Annotated in this window: 17 protein-coding genes and 1 pseudogene; 7 read left to right on the forward strand and 11 right to left on the reverse strand. The window is 61.7% G+C overall.

Annotated elements, in window-relative coordinates; all coding sequences use genetic code 11:
• Positions 1–97: 97 nt before the first annotated feature.
• Positions 98–304: pseudogene (locus tag HNQ81_RS12555) on the reverse strand (site-specific DNA-methyltransferase); the annotation flags it as partial.
• Between the two features lie 613 nt (positions 305–917).
• On the opposite strand from HNQ81_RS12555, the gene HNQ81_RS12560 reads away from it, so the two are divergent.
• Positions 918–1,073 (forward strand): hypothetical protein, encoded by a 156-nt coding sequence (locus tag HNQ81_RS12560; RefSeq protein WP_183351654.1) that lies wholly within the window; start codon positions 918–920, stop codon positions 1,071–1,073.
• Between the two features lie 449 nt (positions 1,074–1,522).
• Here HNQ81_RS12560 and HNQ81_RS12565 read toward each other — a convergent pair whose 3' ends face one another.
• Both HNQ81_RS12565 and HNQ81_RS12570 read right to left on the reverse strand, forming a co-directional pair.
• Positions 1,523–2,542: a metallophosphoesterase family protein gene (locus HNQ81_RS12565; RefSeq protein WP_183351655.1), complete on the reverse strand. Its 1,020-nt coding sequence runs from the start codon at positions 2,540–2,542 to the stop codon at positions 1,523–1,525.
• The gene (locus HNQ81_RS12570) at positions 2,539–3,807 is read right to left on the reverse strand and encodes a U32 family peptidase C-terminal domain-containing protein (protein WP_183351656.1); all 1,269 of its coding nucleotides are present in this window, start codon (positions 3,805–3,807) and stop codon (positions 2,539–2,541) included. The genes HNQ81_RS12565 and HNQ81_RS12570 overlap by 4 nt, the downstream gene beginning before the upstream one ends.
• Positions 3,808–3,902: 95 nt before the next feature.
• Between HNQ81_RS12570 and mnmA the strand changes: the two genes are divergently transcribed.
• From mnmA to HNQ81_RS12600, 6 genes are all read left to right on the forward strand, one after another.
• Positions 3,903–4,940, forward strand: a complete 1,038-nt coding sequence (gene mnmA / locus HNQ81_RS12575; RefSeq protein ID WP_337833452.1) for a tRNA 2-thiouridine(34) synthase MnmA — start codon at positions 3,903–3,905, stop codon at positions 4,938–4,940.
• A gap of 4 nt (positions 4,941–4,944) precedes the next feature.
• Complete coding sequence (gene mtaB, locus HNQ81_RS12580; protein WP_183351657.1) at positions 4,945–6,255, forward strand: tRNA (N(6)-L-threonylcarbamoyladenosine(37)-C(2))-methylthiotransferase MtaB; 1,311 nt, start codon at positions 4,945–4,947, stop codon at positions 6,253–6,255.
• Positions 6,243–7,499 (forward strand): CinA family nicotinamide mononucleotide deamidase-related protein, encoded by a 1,257-nt coding sequence (locus HNQ81_RS12585; RefSeq protein WP_240191691.1) that lies wholly within the window; start codon positions 6,243–6,245, stop codon positions 7,497–7,499. The genes mtaB and HNQ81_RS12585 overlap by 13 nt, the downstream gene beginning before the upstream one ends.
• Positions 7,500–7,598: 99 nt before the next feature.
• Positions 7,599–8,705 carry a recombinase RecA gene (recA, locus tag HNQ81_RS12590; RefSeq protein WP_183351658.1) on the forward strand — a complete coding sequence of 369 codons (1,107 nt, stop codon included), beginning with the start codon at positions 7,599–7,601 and terminating at the stop codon, positions 8,703–8,705.
• A 26-nt stretch (positions 8,706–8,731) separates the two neighbouring features.
• A complete protein-coding gene (locus HNQ81_RS12595; RefSeq protein WP_183351659.1) occupies positions 8,732–10,162 on the forward strand; it encodes an NAD(P)/FAD-dependent oxidoreductase in 1,431 nt (476 codons plus the stop codon).
• A 182-nt stretch (positions 10,163–10,344) separates the two neighbouring features.
• Positions 10,345–10,503 carry a rubredoxin gene (locus HNQ81_RS12600; protein ID WP_183351660.1) on the forward strand — a complete coding sequence of 53 codons (159 nt, stop codon included), beginning with the start codon at positions 10,345–10,347 and terminating at the stop codon, positions 10,501–10,503.
• A 52-nt stretch (positions 10,504–10,555) separates the two neighbouring features.
• Here the strand turns inward: HNQ81_RS12600 and HNQ81_RS12605 are convergent, their stop codons facing one another.
• The 8 genes from HNQ81_RS12605 to HNQ81_RS12640 all read right to left on the reverse strand — a co-directional run bounded on the left by HNQ81_RS12605 (position 10,556) and on the right by HNQ81_RS12640 (position 15,879).
• Positions 10,556–10,858 carry an ArsC family (seleno)protein gene (locus tag HNQ81_RS12605; protein ID WP_183351661.1) on the reverse strand — a complete coding sequence of 101 codons (303 nt, stop codon included), beginning with the start codon at positions 10,856–10,858 and terminating at the stop codon, positions 10,556–10,558.
• A 105-nt stretch (positions 10,859–10,963) separates the two neighbouring features.
• Entirely contained in the window at positions 10,964–11,473 is a 510-nt protein-coding gene (locus HNQ81_RS12610) for a ferritin (protein ID WP_183351662.1), read from the reverse strand.
• Between the two features lie 62 nt (positions 11,474–11,535).
• Entirely contained in the window at positions 11,536–11,691 is a 156-nt protein-coding gene (locus HNQ81_RS12615; RefSeq protein ID WP_183351663.1) for a hypothetical protein, read from the reverse strand.
• 110 nt (positions 11,692–11,801) lie between these two features.
• Positions 11,802–12,713: a UbiA family prenyltransferase gene (locus HNQ81_RS12620; RefSeq protein WP_183351664.1), complete on the reverse strand. Its 912-nt coding sequence runs from the start codon at positions 12,711–12,713 to the stop codon at positions 11,802–11,804.
• Positions 12,710–13,303 (reverse strand): cytochrome c oxidase subunit II, encoded by a 594-nt coding sequence (coxB, locus tag HNQ81_RS12625; protein WP_183351665.1) that lies wholly within the window; start codon positions 13,301–13,303, stop codon positions 12,710–12,712. The genes HNQ81_RS12620 and coxB overlap by 4 nt, the downstream gene beginning before the upstream one ends.
• A 13-nt stretch (positions 13,304–13,316) precedes the next feature.
• Positions 13,317–13,607 carry a cytochrome C oxidase subunit IV family protein gene (locus HNQ81_RS12630; protein ID WP_183351666.1) on the reverse strand — a complete coding sequence of 97 codons (291 nt, stop codon included), beginning with the start codon at positions 13,605–13,607 and terminating at the stop codon, positions 13,317–13,319.
• A gap of 30 nt (positions 13,608–13,637) precedes the next feature.
• The gene (locus HNQ81_RS12635; protein WP_240191692.1) at positions 13,638–14,237 is read right to left on the reverse strand and encodes a cytochrome c oxidase subunit 3 family protein; all 600 of its coding nucleotides are present in this window, start codon (positions 14,235–14,237) and stop codon (positions 13,638–13,640) included.
• 19 nt (positions 14,238–14,256) lie between these two features.
• A complete protein-coding gene (locus HNQ81_RS12640) occupies positions 14,257–15,879 on the reverse strand; it encodes a cytochrome c oxidase subunit I (RefSeq protein WP_183351667.1) in 1,623 nt (540 codons plus the stop codon).
• Positions 15,880–15,891: the final 12 nt, after the last annotated feature.

Raw genomic sequence — 15,891 nt, forward strand, 5'->3', positions numbered from 1 at the left:
GCAATGTTCATAGTGAAGCTCCTCCATGATAAAAGGTGGTCCCACTATGACAGCTCAGTGCAGGGAAAAACAGATGCGGTTATTTTGACGGATACCATTTAACCTTACCGGTGAACTCCTGCTCCAGGGCCTTCAGCGCCAGCAGGTTGTCGCCAAAGATCAGCCGGTTGTCGAACAGATCCGCCTCCGTCACCCGATGCCCGGCATGATACGACAACTCCTGATCCTCCAGCAGGATGCGCGGCTCCAACCTCGGCCGCTCCTCCTTGCCAATCCAAGTCAGCTCAAGTTTTTGTTTCTTCATTGCTCATATAGTTGTAGCGATTATGCACAAAAAAAACTGCTCGGGAAAATAATTTTATGATTTTGTTTCAATATTTTATATGTCGTCGACCGTTTCTGATCGGCGTGAACCAGCGTTTAAATGACGTTTAACGAGCGTTTAAATCTGCGTTTTGAACGCACCCAGTGGCTATTTTTCAACGAGTTTCCATTTGTAATCCGTACCTTTCCCGGAACTCGTTATGCTTTGATCCTTGGCTCTCATCTCGGAGAGTAAATTTTTCACCTTGGTTTGTTTCTTTACGCTGGTCAGATCGGCAGGAACTTTTTTTCCAAAGGGCAGATTTCTTGAATATGCCGGCGAAGCTCATCCTCGGGCATTCCGGCTTCCTCCTTTCCTCAGCTTCAATTTTCCACCGAATCATAACCATTTGATCTGATTCGACCCGCTGCTGCAACTTCCCCTCAATCTGCGCAATCAACTCATCCCGCTGCCGATCCACCTGATCTTGGGCTTCAAAGAGTGAACGCCGTTTCTGATTGCGCTGGGACTCCAAGCTTTTGATTTGTTTTTGACCGGCGAGCTTTTCCTCCAGAGTTAAAGCTGTGGTCGTCGCTCGACGGACTTCTTCGATTTGACGATCGATCTCTTTTATCTCTCGTTCCAGTCCCGCTTTCAGGTCATCGGCCCAACCATCGAGTTTATCAGCCTCGGCTGCAAAGAAACGTGCGTTTCGTTCGGTGACATCGCGCTGGATGGCGGTTCGGCGTTGGTGAAGATGGGTCTCTAAAAGAGCGGGCGGAGTATCTTGAATGTGTTTGTGTTTTCAATGACCTCGGGAAAAATGCGCAGTTGCTCATCAAGAAATTATCCAATTCTTTATAGTGCCGCAGGAATAAATGACAAGAATTATTTAAAAAAAGCTTGATGACTACCAAGCTGTTCGAAAAGCATATCCTGGCTTTTCGTCATTTCATGTGGATTTCAGTAAACTTTGAATCGGAATGCGCGAAAGGGGCCGGATTAATTCTTGAAGCTGACCAGCTGCCCGCTAGTGAGAAGTTTACCGGTACTATCCGGTATAAAGGCAGATTGAACTTGCCGCTCCTAATCGTTCAAAACGATTAGCTCTCCCTTGACTTGAGATATAGACTGTGCGCCTATCGTTGACCAATCCACAATTAAATTCAATCACTGAAAATGTGTACCCCGCCGTTTTTGAAACTTTTCCGCGCCGGGTCAGCGCGGCGGCGGCACGAGGATGGTACGGTCAAACTCGGCCTGCCAGCGATTTTCACGATGGTTGAAGGTGCGGACCTGGACCCGATTCGGATACAGGTAGAGGGAGTTGGTCCAGATCGTGTCGCCTTTCATGCTGTTATTGTGAATATTGACGATCCGATCGGCGTAGATGTTGATGAAGGAGGCATAACTGGCTTCAGTGGGCGGGGTGTGGGTATGCCCGGACACCCAGAGAAAGATCTGGGGGTTGGTGATCAGGAGCATGTGCATCCAGGCCGCCGGCTGGACCACGGCACCGGGACGATTGACATAGTGCCTGAATCTGGTCTGGGTCCCGGGAAGCGGAGGGTGGGCGAAGATGATGGTCGGTTGGTTGCGGTGCCGGAGGAGCTGAATGCGGAGCCATGCCAGTTGCGCTTCGCCGATGCCGGTGCCAACACGGTCATGATCGGTGGAGAGGAATAGGAGCAGGTAACCGCCGATTTCCAGCTTGTAGTAGTGCTGGCCAAGGCCGAAGGTTTGCCGGAATTTGGCCAGCTTCGCCTGCTGAAAAACAAAGGGGGCACGGACATACCCCCTGGCGGCAAGTGGATAAGGCGTTTTGAAGTAATAGTCGTGGTTACCGACAATCGGGGCCAGGGGGTGGCGCAGGTTGCGGAAATAGGTGGCGGCGGCGGCATATTCCCTTTCGGTGCCGTACCTTTCGGTAAGGTCGCCGACGGCAACAACCAGGGCGACATCCCGCCAGGAATTGATCTGCGCCAGCACCGTCCGCTTGGCGGCCGGATTGTTGCCGGGCAGATGGGGATCGCCGAGAACTACCAGGTGGGCGGGTGCGCCGGTGCCGGCAGGGGGATGCCCGGCTCCGCACCCGCAGAGGACGATGAGCGCGAGCAGAACTGTGACGATCAGCGGCGCGACCGACCGACGGCTCGGCAGTGACGTCCCCGGCCGACCACCGCTGTCAGATGCGGCCCGACACCAGTCGGTTCTCAACGCCTTAATGACCGGCCTCATCTCGTCCGCCGCAGGATGCCGTTGACCTCGCCCTGCGCCAACGGCGGGTCGGTGGTGAGGACGATCCGCTCGCCGGGGTTGGCGCGGCTGAGCGGTTCGCTGCGCTCGTTGTGCATCGCCGCGATCCGCAGCGGTTGGACCGCGATTCCCCGCCCCATGTACTCGACCGCCTCGCCGCTGGTCAGGGTATTGCGGACCTCGACCAGCGGCCGGTCGCCGGCCCGGCGGATCACCGCCACCGGCTCGCAGGGCTGAGCGGCCCGCGGCGTTGCGTACAACATCTCCTCTGATCCCGGCCGCCGGCGCAGGAAGTTATCTGTAATGCCGCGGGTGCCGGTCTTCAGCAACTCCTCCATCATGGTCTCCGGCAGCCTGATCTCCTCCGACCGCCGCCACGATTCCGCCGGCAGACTGCGGAGAAAATCGAGCGCCGCCCGGTAAACCCGCACGGTCCCGCCGACATAGAAGATCGACTTCATCCGCCCCTCGATCTTCAGCGAATCGACCCCGGCGGCGACCAGTTCCGGCAGGGCTTCGAGCAGGCAGAGGTCCTTGGCGTTGAAGATATAGGTGCCACGCTGATCTTCTTCGACCGGGAAGTACTGGCCCGGTCGTTTTTCCTCCACCAGCGCGTAGCTGTAGCGGCAGGGATGGGCGCAGTTGCCCCGGTTGGCGTCGCGGCCGGTCATGTAGTTCGACAGCATGCAGCGCCCGGAATAGGAGATGCACAGCGCCCCGTGGACGAAGACCTCGAGCTGCCCGGCGACGGCGCGGCGGATCTCCCGGATCTCGGCGAGCGACAGCTCGCGGGCGAGATTGAGCCGGGCCGCCCCCTGGTCCAGCCAGAAGGCGGCGGCCAGGCGGTTGGTGACGTTGGCCTGGGTCGAGAGATGGAGCGGCAGTTGCGGCGCCAGGGTCCGGGCCCGCCTCAGGATCCCCGGATCGGCGATGATCAGGGCATCGACGCCGATGGCCCCCAGTTCGCACAGATACTGGTCCAGCCCCGCCAGATCATCGTTGTGGGCAAGGATATTGACGGTGGCGTAGACCTTGACCCCGTGGCCATGGGCATACCGAACCCCGTCGCGCATCGTGTCGGCGTCGAAATTGCCGGCCTTGGCCCGCAGGCTGAAGCGGCGGCCGCCGAGGTAGACGGCATCGGCGCCATAGTGGACGGCGGTCACCAGTTTTTCGTAATTGCCGGCCGGGGCCAGCAGTTCCGGCAGGACCGGGCGGGGACCTTTGCCGCTTTCCTTTTCGTTCATCGTACAGTATTATATTATGTTGATTTTTCCGGCCGATAGAGGGCCGATTGGACCTGCTACAGGAAGATATCCACCCGCGACAGACAAGGAATTCGGTGAGCGGAAGACAGATCGGCATAGCCATGAGCGGAGGCGTCGACTCGACCGCCTGTGCCATCATGCTGCAGAAAACCCATGCTGTCCAGGGCTTTTTCATGCACCTGGCCCAGCCCGACTACCAGGGGCAACTCGCCCGGGTGGAGGAGATCGCCGCCCGCCTCGGCATCGGTCTGACGGTCGTCGACCTGCGCCGCCGGTTCGAGGAGGAGGTGCTCGACTATTTTTCTTCCAGCTACCGTTCCGGCCTCACCCCCAACCCCTGCCTGGTCTGCAATCGCGAGATCAAGTTCGGACTGCTGCTGGAGACGATGACGGCCGCCGGGGTCGACACCATGGCCACCGGCCACTACGCCCGGGTCGTCGAGCGGAACGGCATCTTCCACCTCCTCCAGGGGATTGACCGGCACAAGGATCAGAGCTACTTTCTCGCCCGCCTGCACCAGACGCAGCTGCGCCGCCTGCTGCTGCCGCTGGGGAATCGGATTAAGGACGAGACCTACGCCTATGTCGCCGCCCATGGCTTTACCGGTTTCTCCGGCAGCGAGAGCCAGGATGTCTGCTTTCTCGCCGCCGAGAACGTCGGCGATTTCCTGGCCCGGCGCCTGCCCGATCTGGCCGGCGACGGTCCGGTGATCACGATCGACGGGCGGGAGATCGGCCGCCATCGCGGCCTCTTCCGCCACACCGTCGGCCAGCGCCGGGGCCTGGGGCTGCCGGACAGCAGCCCCTGGTACGTGGTCCGTCTTGACCCGGCAAACAACAGCCTGATCGTCGGCAAACAGGACGACCTGCTGCAGCGGCAGGTCGAAATCGCCGATCTCCACTGGCTGGCCGGCATGCCGGCTCGAAGCGGCGACCGCTTCGAGGTCCGCCTGCGCTCGACCCACCGCGGGGCGACGGCGACCTTCGAGAACGCCGGCGAAATCCGCGCCCGGCTACATTTCGACCTCCCCCAACGGGCCGTCACCCCGGGCCAGTTCGCCGTCCTCTACCGGGGCGACGAGGTTCTCGGCAGCGGCGTCATCTGCAGGTAAAGGCATGCACAGAGTTCAGATCATCACCCTCGGCTGCAAGGTCAACCAGTACGAGTCGGCCTCCTTCCGTACCGGCTTCGAACAGGCCGGCTGGACGGCCGGCAACGAACACCCGGCGGACCTGGTCGTCGTCAACACCTGCGCCGTCACTGCCAAGGCCGGGGCCCAATCGCGGCAGGCGATCCGCCAGGCCCTGCGCCACAGCCCAAACGCCAGGCTGATCGTCACCGGCTGCTATGCCGAGGCGGCTGCCGCCGCCCTCGCCGACATGGCGGAGCTGGCCGACCGCTCCTTCACATTGGTCGGCAACAGCAACAAACACCTGCTGGTCCAGACCGCCCTGCAGGACGGCGACCTGCCGGGGGAGCTGATGGGCGACATCATGGCCGCCACCGAGATCTGCCGCCTGCCGGTCGGCCGCTTCGGGGCCAGGACCCGGGCCTTCCTCCGGGTCCAGGACGGCTGCGACAGCTACTGCTCGTACTGCATCGTCCCGTTCACCCGCGGCCCCAGCCGCAGCCTGGCGGCGGACGAAGTCGTGCGGCAGGCGGCGATTTTCGCCGCCGCCGGCCACAAGGAGATCGTCGTCACCGGCATCCACCTCGGCTACTACGGCCGCGACCTGGCCGGGGGACCGCACCTGACCGGCCTGCTCGATGTGCTGTCCGCCACCCTGCCTCAGGTCCGCTTCCGCATCTCGTCGCTGGAGCCGCTCGAAATCGACGAGCGCATGCTGGCGCTGATCGCCGCCCGCCCCAACCTCATGCCCCATCTCCACATTCCTCTGCAATCGGGCGATGACGAGATCCTGGGCTGGATGAACCGCCGCTACACGGTCGCCCGCTTCGCCGAGGTCGTCGCCCTGTGCCGCCGGTATCTTCCCGACACCGCCATCGGCATCGACGTCCTGGCCGGTTTTCCCGGCGAGACCGAGGCCCATTTCGCCCGGACCCGGACCTTTCTCGAGGGCGTCGACTGGACCTATCTCCACGTCTTCCCCTATTCGGACCGTCCGGGCACGAAGGCTGCCGCCTTCCCCGGCAAGGTCGGAAAACAGGAAAAATCACGGCGGGTGGCGGAGCTCATGGCCCTGGGAGAACGCAAAAAACTGGCCTACTACCGCCGCCAGCTCGGCAGGACACTGCCGGTTCTGGTCGAGACCCAGCGGACCGGCGACGGACTGCTAAGGGGCTTCACCGACAACTACGTCCCGGTGGTATTCACCGGGGAGGATGCACTGATGGACACGATCGTCATGGTCGAACTGCAGCAGTTGGACAACACCATCGTACGGGGGGAACCATGTCTGGGATGAAGGTGGAAATCATCGCCATCGGCGACGAGCTGACCTCGGGGCGAATCCTCAACACCACCAGCAGTTACGCTGCCCGCCAGCTGTTCGAGGCCGGGTATGAGATCCACGCGATGCACACCATCGGCGACACCCCGGAGCTGATCGGCGAGGCACTGAAAAGCGCGATCAGCGAAGTCGACGCGGTGCTGGTGACCGGCGGTCTCGGTTCGACCGACGACGACCTGACCAACGAGGCGGTGTCGAAGGCTCTGAACCGCCCGACCCTGCCCAATCTCGAGGTCCTGTCGATCGTCCGCACCCACCTCGACGAGATCAGCCCGGCCCACGTCGGCCAGCTCGAGAAGCTGGCGTGGCTGCCGGAAGGCGCCGAGGTCCTCAACCCGCAATCGTGCATGGCCGGCTACCAGCTGATTCACGATCAGAAGCCGATCTTCTTCCTTCCCGGCATCCCCAGCCAGATGAAGCAGCTGCTGCGCGAACATGTGCTGCCGCGCCTGGCGACCTGGCACAAGGATCATTACCTCACCACCTACCAGCGGCTGTTCAAGATCTTCAACCTGCCGGAATCCGAGGTCAACCGCCGGATCAGCACCCTCGACCTGAGCGGCGACGCCCATATCGGCTATTATCCGGTGTTCCCCGAGGTCCACCTCAGCCTGATCATCCGTGACAAACAGGACAGCAGCGCCGAAAAACTCTTTATATCTTCCTGCAAAGCCATTAATACTGTGCTCGGCGACGCCATCTACGGCTACGACCGGGACTGCATGGAATCGGTAACCGGCGGCCTGCTGCAGCGAGCCGGGCGGCGTCTGGCGGTGGCCGAGTCCTGCACCGGCGGCCTGATAGCGGAAAAATTGACGGCCATCGCCGGCAGTTCGAACTACTTCCTCGGCGGCGTAGTCGCCTACGCCAACGACCTGAAGACCCAGTTTCTCGATGTTCCCGCAGATCTCCTCAAGGCGCATGGAGCGGTCAGCCGCGAGACCGCCGAAGCGATGGCCGGCGGCATCCGCAACCGCACCGGCGCCGACATCGGTCTGTCGGTGACCGGGGTCGCCGGGCCCGGGGGCGGTTCGGCAGAAAAGCCGGTGGGCACGGTCTATATCGGCATCGCCACGACCGAAGGCACCTGGGCCACGCACTTCCTGTTTTCGGGCGATCGGCAGCAGATCCGGGAAATGACGGCCCAGTCCGGGCTCGACCTGGTCCGCAAGTACCTGCTGCAGACGACCGGGACATGATCGGTAAGAACCATCAACTAGGATCGGGACTTCCTGTGCAGAGCCGGGCATGGCTCCGGCAGGAATGATCCCTTTCAATCTATTATTGTGGAGAACAACATGGCGGCAAGCAGCAGCAAGGAACAGGTAGTAGCACAGAGCGGCAAGGACAGATCGACGAGCGTCGACAACGCGATCAACCAGATCCAGCGCCAGTTCGGCAAGGGCTCGATCATGCGTCTCGGCACCCATGTGACGGAACCGATCCCGGTCATCCCGAGCGGCGCCCTCAGTCTCGATATCGCCCTCGGCGTCGGCGGCTTCCCCAAGGGCCGGATCACCGAGATCTACGGGCCGGAATCGTCGGGCAAGACCACGCTGGCCCTGCATGTCGTGGCCGAGGCCCAGAAACGCGGCGGGGCGGCGGCCTTCATCGACGCCGAGCACGCCCTCGACACCGCCTACGCCCAGCGGCTGGGGGTCGACGTCGACAACCTGCTGGTGTCGCAGCCGGACTTCGGCGAGCAGGCCCTGGAGATCGCCGAGATCCTGATCCGCTCCGGCGGCGTCGATGTCATCGTCATCGACTCGGTGGCGGCGCTGGTCCCCCGCGCCGAGATCGACGGCAACGTCGGCGACGCCCATGTCGGCCTCCAGGCCCGGCTGATGTCCCAGGCGATGCGCAAGTTCACCGGCGTCCTCAACCGCAGCAACACCATCCTGATCTTCATCAACCAGATCCGGATGAAGATCGGGGTGATGTTCGGCAACCCCGAGACCACCACCGGCGGCAACGCCCTCAAGTTCTACTCCTCGCTCCGTCTCGATATCCGCAAGATCGCCACGATCAAGCAGGGCGACGAGGCCATCGGCAGCCGCACCAAGGTCAAGGTCGTGAAGAACAAGGTCGCCCCGCCGTTCAAAACGGCCGAGTTCGACATCGTCTACGGCGAGGGGATCTCGAAGGCCGGCGACATCCTCGACCTCGCCACCGAGCACGAGATCATCGACAAGAGCGGGGCCTGGTACTCCTACCACGACGAACGGATCGGCCAGGGTCGGGAAAACTCCAAGCGTTTTCTCGCCGACCATCCCGAGATGTGCACCGAGATCGAAAACAAGGTGCGAATGGCCTTCGGCATGGCGACGATCGAACCGCCGAAGCCCGCCGACGAAAAGACTCTGCCGGCCAAGGATAAGGCCGCACCGGCCCAGGAACAACCCTGACCTCCGGCCGCGCCTCGCCAAGAGAAATGATGAGGAACATCAGAACGCAGTTTGACGTCATCATCGTCGGCGGGGGCCCGGCCGGCCTCTTCGCCGCCTACTACCTCAGCGAACACAGCCGGCTCGATGTCCTGTTGATCGAAAAGGGCAAGGCCCCGTTGAAGCGGAAGTGCCCGATCAAGGACCACGGCTGCATCAAGTGCCGCCCCTGCAACATCCTCTGCGGCATCGGCGGGGCGGGGCTGTTTTCCGACGGCAAGCTCAACTTCATCCACAAGCTGGGCAAGACCGACCTGACCCAGTTCATGGAGACCTCGGCGGCGATCCGGCTGATCGATGAGACCGAGCGCATCTACAACCGCTTCGGCATGGACGGCAAGGTCTTCCCCACCGACATGGAGAAGGCCAGGGAGATCCGCAAGCAGGCGCGCAAGCAGGGGATCGAGCTGCTGATCATCAGGCAGAAGCATCTCGGCAGCGACAACCTGCCCGGCCATATCGCCGCGATGGCCGACTACGTCCAGGGCCGGGGGGTGACCTTCCACCACTCGGAGGAGGTGCGCGAGGTCGTGGTCGAGGGCGGCGCCGTCACCGGGGTGGTCACCAACCGCGGCAGTTACGAAGCGGCCAACGTCATCCTCGCCCCGGGCCGGGTTGGGGCGGAGTGGATCGGCGGGGTCGCCCGCAGCCATGGGATCGAGGTGTCCCAGCGCGGGATCGAGGTCGGGGTGCGGGTCGAGGTCCACAACGAGATCATGGAGGATCTGTGTTCGATCATCTACGACCCGACCTTCTTCGTCCGCACCACCAAGTACGACGACCAGACCCGCACCTTCTGCACCAATCTCGGCGGTTTTGTGGCGCTGGAAAACTACCAGGACTTCGTCTGCGTCAACGGCCACGCCTACATGGACAAAAAATCCGACAACACCAATTTCGCCTTCCTGTCGAAGGTCGTGCTGACCGATCCGGTGGAGGACAACCAGGCCTACGGCGAATCGATCGGCCGGCTGGCGACGTTGATCGGCGGCGGCAAGCCGATCCTCCAGCGCTACGGCGACCTGACCCGCGGCCGCCGCTCGACCTGGAACCGGGTGCGCAACAGCTACATCGAGCCGACCCTGAAGAACGTCACCTGCGGAGATATCGCGATGGCCCTGCCGGAGCGGATCCTCACCAATCTGGTCGACGGCCTCGAGCAGCTCAACCAGGTCATCCCCGGGGTCGCCAACGACGAGACCCTGCTGTATGCCCCGGAGATCAAATTCTTCGCCACCCAGATCACGACCGACAACCACCTCGAGACCGCGATCAGGGGGTTGTTCGTCGCCGGCGACGGCCCCGGAGTGGCCGGCAACATCGTTTCGGCCACGGCCACCGCCCTGGTCCCATCGAAGGAGATTCTGCGGCGCAGCGGCTACCCCGTGCCGATTGCCGGCGAGGACAACGGCGTCTGAACCCCGGCCGCCATCAGCCCTCGAAAAAAACCGGCGACGGCGGCCGTTCGCTGTCGGGGCAGGCTGGACGGCCTCCATTATCCTGTTGACATCCGATCTCTATTGAGTATAATTCAACACAGTCAGTAATGATTATTATTTTCTTTTGTGCCGATCCATAAACCTACAGGGAGGAAACAATCATGGAAAAATGGGAATGTCCGTGCGGTTACATTTATGATCCGGCAGAAGGCGATGTTGACCACGGCGTCGATCCCGGTACTGCCTGGGAAAATCTGCCTGACGATTGGGTCTGTCCGATGTGCGGCGCCGAAAAGGAAGCCTTCTGGAAGGCGGACTGATACCACCGGCTAGATGTCGGGGAGAGAAGGTTCAGCCCTCCTCCCCGGCTGTTCATGAAGCAATCAGAGAGTACAGCGCGTCGTTGTAGCCGATATAGAATGTGCCGCCGCGGCGCAGAGCCGGGGCCCGCAGGTTGCCGGTGCGACCGGTGATTTTGGCCAGGATTGCATCCTTCGCCGCCTTGGCCGGTACGAACTCCTCGATCTTTTTGCCGGTTGCCACCACGATCCTGTCGGCCCCGGCGACCAGTTGCCAGGCCGCATCCCCCTGCAGCACCGTTTTCCTGGCATCCACCTCTTCCTCAACCGTCATCCCGCTCTGTTGAAGGGCCACCCGGGCCTTCTGACAGGACACTCAACCGCCGCGAAAATATCCCCACTCAATGCTCATCTTCATCCCCCGTGTAAAAGTGTGCCGCCGCCGCTGACGGCGGCCTGAACCACGTCGATCGTCACCGCCTCAGACCGCGACCGGCGGCGTGAAGATCCGCTTGCCCATCTCCATATCCATGGCGAACATTCCCGCCGAATCGTTGCCGATCATCTTCAACCTGTTGACCACCTCGCCGACGCTGGCCTCCTCCTCGACCTGCTCGGTGACATACCACTGGAGGAAGATGGTCGAGGCATGATCACGCTCGTCGAGGGCGCAGTTGACGAGGTCGTTGATCAGTTGGGTCACATGGGCCTCGTGCCTGGCCACCTGTTTGAGCACCGCCAGCGGCGAGTCCCAGGTGGCGTCCGGCTTGGCGATCGCCTCCAGAACCACTGTCCCGCCCCGTTCGTTGACGTAGTCGAACATCTTGGTCGCATGGAACAGCTCTTCCTGGGCCTGGCAGCGCATCCAGGTGGCGAACCCGGGCAGACTCCGGGTACTGAACCAGGCCGACATCGATAGATACAGATACGACGAGTACAGTTCAGCGTTGATCTGGCCGTTCAGGGCGTCGTTGAGCTTGTCGCTGATCATAGTTTCCTCCATTTCCGTTGATCGTCCAGAAAACCGGACGCCATACCTCGGCGCCCGAACCTTTATTTCTTTTTCTTGTCCTTCTTTTTCTTGTCCTTCTTATCCTTGTCTTTTTTCTTGCCCTTGGTCTCCGCTTCGGCGGCATCCTTCAGCGGACAACCCGTGCAGCATTTGCCCTTTTTCTCGAATTTGTGACAGCACTTGTCTTTCTTTCCCATTGCAGTACCCTCCCGCTGGTAATCGATGGCTGGTCCGGATAGTGTTCCACCAGACAATAACGACGATCAGCTGTATTGCGAGCAGATTTTTCCGCCCCGATTGTCGTAGATCACAGGCCGGAACCAGGGTCAAGCGATATTCTCGCGGCACAGACAACCAGGATGAAAAAGAAAAAGGTCAGATTGAAGAAGATGAACAAGGTCCTGTAGTCGGGCGGATGACGGCGCAGGGTCTGGAAGATGAAGACCGGCACCAGGGTGGCCGCAATGACGAACGTCACATCCCGGAACACCCCGTCGATGCCGAGCGGCAGCAGGGTGAAGAGCAGCATCACCGCCGCCAGGGCTGCAACCCAGGGCACGAGCAGCCGCCGCACCGCCGACTCGGACAGGCGCCGCAGCAGATGCGGGAGCGCCCCGCCGGCGTAGTCGTCGTAATAGCGGAGCGACAGCAGCCAGAAGTGCGGGATCTGCCAGACGACCAACAGCGCCATCACCAGGGCGGCGATCGGCGACCCGGGACTGCCGCCGCCGGCAACCCAGCCGATGACCGCCGGGAGGCTGCCGCACACTGCCCCGGGGACCAGCGCCAGCATCGTTGCCGCCTTGAGCGGGGTATACAGGCCGTTGTACAGCACCACCGCCAGCAGGCCGAGCGATACCGGCAGCGGGCCGGGGCAGGTCGACAGCAGCAGCAGGCCGCAGCCGATCAGCAGCACCGCCTGCCGCAGGGCCTGAGCGGGGACCAGCTCCCCCTGGGGCAGAGGGCGGTGCATCGTCCGCCGCAGCAGGCGGTCCCGGCGCCATTCCTGCAGACTGTTCAGCGACGCCGCTCCTCCGGCCAGCAGCACCACGCCACCGCCCAGCCGCAGGGACGACGGAACAGGAGGCGAGGCGAGCAGGAAACCGAATAGCGACGTGAGGCCAAGCATCAGGCTGAGCCCCCCCTTGGCCAGACGCCATCTGGCCCCAAGCCTGACCGGGATGGCCGATGACGTCCGCCCGACCGAAGCCGTACTCACTCCTCCGCCTCCAGCCATGTCAGGTATTGCTGTTCCGGCACGATCTTCAATCTGGCGATCATCGCCGAGTGGTCGGTGCCGCAGTACTCGGTGCACTGGATATCATACTCGCCCGCTTCATCGGCCCGAAACCAGGCATAGGTCGTCATGCCGCGGACGGCATCGATCTTGATCCGGAAGGCCGGGATGTAGAGGCTGTGGAGAACGTCCACCGAAGTGACGTTGAGCTTGACCGCCTCGCCGAGGGGCACCACCAGCTCATTTTCGCTCTCCCGGCCGTTGTCGTAGGTGAAGATCCAGGAAAACATCTGGGCCGTCACCTCGACCTCCATCGCCCCCTCCGGCACGGTGCGCAGGCCGATATAGGACTTCCACCCCATGTAGAACATCGACAGGGCGATCAGGGTGGGAATGACCGTCCACACGATCTCGAGGGCGAGGTTGTCCCGGATATCCTCCGGCACCGGATGGCGGCTGCGTCGATAACGCACGACGAAGATCACCATGACCGTCGTGATGCCGAACAGCAGGAGCAGGGAAATGCCGAGGATGTACCAGAATGCCAGATCGACGTCGTGTGCCGGACTCATATGCCGCTCTCCCTTACCTGAAGGCCACGTCCCAGAAGGTGAAACCGATCATGATGGCCAGAAACATGACCGTCGTGATGAACCCATACCTGATGATCGGCCCCTCGTACCGCAGATGCATGAAAAAGAGGAGGACGAGGGCGGCCTTGAGGGTGGCGATGGTCAACGCCGCCGGCACGTTGAGGAAACCGAGGTCGATATAGGACACCGCCACCGTCACCCCGGTCAGGGCCAGCAGCAGGGCCAGGACCACGGCCAGCTGACCGTAACCGACAATGTGTCTGTGTTCTTCGCTAGACTCCATGGGCAATGCCCCCGCGCGGAGATTCCGGCCCTAAAGGACCAGGTAGAACAATGGAAAGACAAAGATCCAGATCAGATCGACGAGATGCCAGTACAGGCCGGAATTCTCGAGCACGGCGTAACGCGAGGCGGTGATCCGGCCGCGATGCACAAGGACCAGGCTGGTCGTCAGCAGGACCATGCCGATGATGACATGGAGGCCGTGCAGGCCGGTGATGACGTAATACAAACCGAAAAAGATGTTGAGCCCCGGTTCGCCGTCCTGCAGGGTCGCGGAATTGGGGTAGATATCGTGATGGATCTTCGCCCCCCACTCGAAATACTTGTTCACCACGAAGACCAGGCCGCAGAAGATGGAAACGGCCAGACAGGCCATGGCCTGTCCCTTCTTCCCCCGCTGGATGGCGGTGATCGAGGCGGCGACGGTACAGCTGCTGGCCAGCAGGACCACGGTGTTGAGGGAGCCGATGATCCGATTCAGCTCCTTGCCCCCCTGCGCGAACAGCTCGGAATATTCATAGAGATAGACGGCATAGAGGACAAAAAGGCCGCCGAAGAGAATGATCTCCGAATAGAGGAAGATCCACATCCCGATCCGGATTCCGGTCGTGTCGCTTGTGGAAGCCATCATATCCCTGTCGCCTCTGCCGTCATTTTTTCGAATTCGCAACGATCTCGCTGAAGTCGTAGGGGAAATCCTTAATTTCCGGGGTGGCGGTAAAATTCTCCACCGGCGGCGGCGAAGGCACCGTCCATTCGAGCGTCGTCCCGCCCCAGGGATTGGCCGGCGCGGTCCGCCGACCTCTGAGGCTGAGCACCAGATTGAGCAGCATCAGCAGCAGGCCGAAGACCAGCAGATAGGCGCCGAATCCGGCCAGAAAATTCCCGGTCTCATACTGGGGCAGATAGTCGTAGTAGCGGCGCGGCATGCCCTGCATCCCGAGGATCAGCATCGGCACGAAATGGAAGACGAACCCGACCGCCGCCGCGACCGCGCCGACATAGGCCGGCCGGTTGCGGTACAGAACCCCGAACATCTTCGGCCACCAGTAATGGAGGGCGGCGAAAAACGCGAAACCGGTGCCGCCCAGCATCACGAAATGAAAATGGGCGACGACGAAATGGGTGTCGTGGACATGGATGTCGGTACCGGCGGCGCCGAGGACAAGCCCGGTCAGACCGCCGACCGTGAACAGATAGATGAAGCAGAGGGAGAGAAAAAACGGCGGCGACATCGCGATCGAACCCCTGTACATCGTCGACACCCAGGAGAACACCTTGACCGCCGAGGGAACGGCGACGAGAAAGGTCAGTAGCGAGAAGACGAACACCGAGACGTCGCTCATGCCGCTGGTGTACATGTGGTGGGCCCAGACCAGGGAGCCGGCGATGGCGATCGCCAGCGAGGAATAGACGATGCCCTTGTAGCCGAAGATCGCCTTGCGGGAGAAGACCGGGATGATCTCGGAGATGACCCCCATCGCCGGCAGGATGATGATATAGACCGCCGGGTGGGAATACATCCAGAACAGGTGCTGGTAGAGGAGCGGATCGCCGCCCCTGTCCGGTTCGAACAGCCCGATCGCCAGCAGCCGCTCGAGCACCACCAGGACGAAGGTTATCGCGATCACCGGTGTCGCCAGGATCTGCACCCAGGCGGTGGCGTACAGCGACCAGGTAAACAGCGGGATCTTCATCAGCCCCATGCCCTTATGGCGCAGCCGATGGAAAGTGGTGACGAAATTCAGGCCGGTCAGCATCGACGACATCCCGAGGATGAAGGCGGCGGTGACGGTCAGCGAGACATTGCCGGCACTGGAGATGCTGAAGGGGACATAGAAGGTCCAGCCGGTATCGGGAAAGCCGTCGCCGAAAAAGAGGGAGAAGATCGCAAAGCCTCCCCCGAACATGAACAGGTACCAGGACAGGAGGTTGAGCCGGGGGAAGAAGACATCGTCGGCGCCCAGCTGGATCGGCAGGAAGAAATTACCGAATATCGCCGGAATGGCCGGAATGCCGAAGAAAAAGATCATGATCACCCCATGCAGGGTGAACATCGAGCTGTAGGTCTCGGCCCCCATGATGGTCCGCCCCGCGCCCATCAGCTCGGTCCGCATCAGCAGGCCGAGAAGGACCGCCAGCACGAACCAGAAAAGGATGGCCCACAGGTACATCAGCCCCAGGCGCTTGTGATCGTGGGTCAACAACCACGCCTTCCAGCCGCGGCGACCAGGGGGTGAAGAGTGTTCGAGGTACGATTGCGCTGTGGTCATGGCCTCATCCTG

Origin of the sequence: Desulfoprunum benzoelyticum, from assembly GCF_014201505.1 — a bacterium.
Lineage (GTDB): Bacteria > Desulfobacterota > Desulfobulbia > Desulfobulbales > Desulfocapsaceae > Desulfoprunum > Desulfoprunum benzoelyticum.

What these genes read in the sequence shown, in the direction of transcription:
- HNQ81_RS12630 (WP_183351666.1), bottom strand. Translation starts at nt 13,607, where the DNA reads ATGGAGTCTAGCGAAGAACACAGACACATTGTCGGTTACGGTCAGCTG.
- HNQ81_RS12640 (WP_183351667.1), bottom strand. Translation starts at nt 15,879, where the DNA reads ATGACCACAGCGCAATCGTACCTCGAACACTCTTCACCCCCTGGTCGC.
- HNQ81_RS12615 (WP_183351663.1), bottom strand. Translation starts at nt 11,691, where the DNA reads ATGGGAAAGAAAGACAAGTGCTGTCACAAATTCGAGAAAAAGGGCAAA.
- HNQ81_RS12570 (WP_183351656.1), bottom strand. Translation starts at nt 3,807, where the DNA reads ATGAACGAAAAGGAAAGCGGCAAAGGTCCCCGCCCGGTCCTGCCGGAA.
- HNQ81_RS12635 (WP_240191692.1), bottom strand. Translation starts at nt 14,237, where the DNA reads ATGATGGCTTCCACAAGCGACACGACCGGAATCCGGATCGGGATGTGG.
- HNQ81_RS12585 (WP_240191691.1), top strand. Translation starts at nt 6,243, where the DNA reads ATGTCTGGGATGAAGGTGGAAATCATCGCCATCGGCGACGAGCTGACC.
- mtaB (WP_183351657.1), top strand. Translation starts at nt 4,945, where the DNA reads ATGCACAGAGTTCAGATCATCACCCTCGGCTGCAAGGTCAACCAGTAC.
- HNQ81_RS12610 (WP_183351662.1), bottom strand. Translation starts at nt 11,473, where the DNA reads ATGATCAGCGACAAGCTCAACGACGCCCTGAACGGCCAGATCAACGCT.
- HNQ81_RS12565 (WP_183351655.1), bottom strand. Translation starts at nt 2,542, where the DNA reads ATGAGGCCGGTCATTAAGGCGTTGAGAACCGACTGGTGTCGGGCCGCA.
- HNQ81_RS12600 (WP_183351660.1), top strand. Translation starts at nt 10,345, where the DNA reads ATGGAAAAATGGGAATGTCCGTGCGGTTACATTTATGATCCGGCAGAA.
- HNQ81_RS12595 (WP_183351659.1), top strand. Translation starts at nt 8,732, where the DNA reads ATGATGAGGAACATCAGAACGCAGTTTGACGTCATCATCGTCGGCGGG.
- coxB (WP_183351665.1), bottom strand. Translation starts at nt 13,303, where the DNA reads ATGAGTCCGGCACACGACGTCGATCTGGCATTCTGGTACATCCTCGGC.
- recA (WP_183351658.1), top strand. Translation starts at nt 7,599, where the DNA reads ATGGCGGCAAGCAGCAGCAAGGAACAGGTAGTAGCACAGAGCGGCAAG.